Source organism: Actinomycetota bacterium (assembly GCA_040755895.1).
Lineage (GTDB): Bacteria > Actinomycetota > Aquicultoria > Subteraquimicrobiales > Subteraquimicrobiaceae > Subteraquimicrobium.
The window spans coordinates 1-2,648 of record JBFMAG010000038.1 but is presented as its reverse complement, the minus strand read 5'-3'; the positions used below and the strand labels follow the sequence as shown (position 1 = coordinate 2,648).

Annotated in this window: 3 protein-coding genes; 2 read left to right on the top strand and 1 reads right to left on the bottom strand. The window is 40.7% G+C overall.

Features of this window, described 5'->3' with window-relative positions; genetic code table 11:
• A partial coding sequence (locus AB1466_01720; GenBank protein ID MEW6188819.1) for a hypothetical protein occupies nucleotides 1-1,170 on the top strand: 1,170 nt, incomplete at its 5' end.
• Here the strand turns inward: AB1466_01720 and AB1466_01715 are convergent.
• A complete protein-coding gene (locus AB1466_01715) occupies nucleotides 1,151-2,113 on the bottom strand; it encodes a tetratricopeptide repeat protein (protein ID MEW6188818.1) in 963 nt (320 codons plus the stop codon). The genes AB1466_01720 and AB1466_01715 overlap by 20 nt on opposite strands.
• A 161-nt stretch (nucleotides 2,114-2,274) precedes the next feature.
• Here AB1466_01715 and AB1466_01710 point away from each other — a divergent pair.
• A partial coding sequence (locus AB1466_01710) for a transposase (GenBank protein ID MEW6188817.1) occupies nucleotides 2,275-2,648 on the top strand: 374 nt, incomplete at its 3' end.

Sequence of the window (2,648 nt, the reverse complement as noted above, 5' to 3'; positions counted from 1 at the left end):
TTTTTTGGAATCAAATACATTGTTATTCAAAATGATGTTGATATTATTCATGGAAATTACGACTGGAAGAGTACCAAAAAATTAATATCACAACAAGAACTTAAATTACTATTAAAACGATTAGGTGTACCTTTTGTTCGTTCTTTCGGCAAACTTGACCTCTACAAACTCTCTGATGAATACTTCCTCCCTCACATCTATCCCGCCACCACTCTTGCGACTGTTGTAGGTGGAATTAATGATTTGCCCTCCTTGGTTACTCTTGATGATTTTCAAACAACGAATGGGATTTTCTTTCAAAGGTTTCTGGAAAATAAGCAAAGGAGATTTATCTTAAGCAAATCAAGTGAAAAATTAGTGACCAATACGCCGGCAATTGTGAAATCCAAGGGCAAAGAATATACAGTGGACAACTATGTGGTGCCGGAGAATGGTGAATATGAGGTTTTGGTGAAAGCTGAAGATGAACTAAAAAATAGGGATTCGAGAGTTTTCTCTTTAAAAGTCGACGGATCCATTGTTTCAAAGACGCCTGTTTTTAGATCAGATGGTTGGGTTTCGCTGGGGGATTTCAGCTTTAAAAGGGGCGGGCACAGATTGTCTCTTTATGCGGTGGATAAAAAAGGTAAAGATACCCCAGTAGAACGAGCTTATATTGTGCTGCGGAAGGGTAAGCCGGCAGCAAATCCGCCACCTATGATAGCCTTCAAAAAAATTAATCCCACAAAATATGTTGTAAGTGTAGAAAATGCTTCTCAACCTTTCTTTTTGGTTTTCTCAGAATCTTATCATCCGCAATGGAAAGCCTACGTGAAGTCGGGAGTCGGGAGTCGGGAGATGGGAGATGAGATTGTGGCGGAGTATCCGAAATTGGGGGTAAGAGAGGCGAGGCATGAAATGAGTTTTATTCCTGGTGATATTTCTTATTTGTTTGCCAAGCCGATCTCTGATGATAATCATTTCTTGGTCAATGGGTATGCCAACGCTTGGTATATAGACCCCACTAAAGTGGATAAGGATGGAGATGGAAAGTTTGCTATTACTCTCTACTTCTGGCCACAGAGCCTGTTCTATTTGGGCCTGATGATCTCAGGGTTAACATTTCTTGGTTGTGTTGGATATCTGGTTTGGGATTGGAGAAGGAAAAGGTTTATTCTCTCAGTTCTTTGATTTTCTGTTTCAGTTGGTCGATTAAATTCTTGTCGGTCGTGAGTGAAATCATTTTTAGGTAGTCGTTTATTGCCTGGGTCTTCATATTTTCGGAGGCATATATATTAGCCCGAGCCCCATAAGCCTCTATTCGTTTTGGGTTGATTCGAATAGCCATAGTGAGATCGGCGATTGCTTTTTCAGAATCTCCTAAAGTTTGGTGCAAATTGCCTCGTTCTAGGTATGCCTCATAGAACTTGGCATTTAGTTGAATGGCTTTATCGTAGTCGGACATTGCTAGGTCATAAGATTTTCTCTGGGCATAAAAGTTTCCTCGGTTTAAATAAGCTTCCTCATTATTGGGATCAACTTGGATGGACTGGGTATAGTCAGCTAAAGCCTTATCATATTTTCCTATTCTGGAATAAAGATTAGCCCGACTTATGTAAGGACCCGCAAGGGATGGGGATAAATTTATGGCTTTGCTGTAGGAAGCCACAGCATCTGGATGTCGCCCCATGGCAACGTAAATATCCCCGGCTCTCTGAAAGACAAAGGGATTTTTGAGGTCTATTTTAATTGCCTTTTTGAGGGTGGTAATCGCTGAGCTGTTGTTTCCCCGTGAAAGGTGGAGCGAAGCTAGCTCCAGATAATTATTTGAGTTTTTGGAATCTAACTCAATTATTTTGTTGTAATCTGAGATTGCGGCATCGATATCTTCCTTATTATTGTAGGCTTTTGCCCGTTTTCTATACGCTTGTACGAATTGGGAATCGAGTGCAATCGCTTTAGTGTATTCTTCTATGGCTTGGTCCCATTTTTGTTGCGCAAAAAAGGCTTCTCCCTTTTGAAAATACTCGGTTGCTGACCCAGTTGGGCTGCGACTGATGAGGAAAAATGTAGTCGACGACAAAATGACCATAATTCCTATAAAAATGAATAAAACTCCAGTTCCTTTCGTCATTGATGCTCCCGCTAAAACTCGTTAAAATTTTAGCACATATGATTTTTAAAGGAAAAATAGGGTGTTGCAAAAATAGTTCCTTGAAAAGTAAATAATGGTTCATCCCCCAAAGCATGGTAGGATTTGGTTTAGCGAAAACCAACCAAACCAAGCAAGGGAGGATGAACAAGCTGATTGTAGCAAATCATAGCACTAGCGTCTACAGCACACCTTACTTAAAGCCTATCCTATTTTTACTTGACCGATTCAGTTTTCACTTGATCGAGGAGAGGGCGAGAAAGAGAGGGAGACCGAGAGTCTACACCGATGCTCAGATTCTAAAGATAGAATTGGTTAAGCGCTTTGATAAAAACTTGCGCCATACAAGGAGCATTGCCCGTTGCCTAAAGTGGGACAAAGACTTGAGGGAGGCTTGTGGACTTAAGACAAGAACCCCTCACTTTTCGACGATCTCCAGGCGGAGAAGAAAGCTTCAAGTAAAAATCCTGGTTTTAATCTCTCATGAAATCCTGAAATATCTCATTTCCTTGGGAGC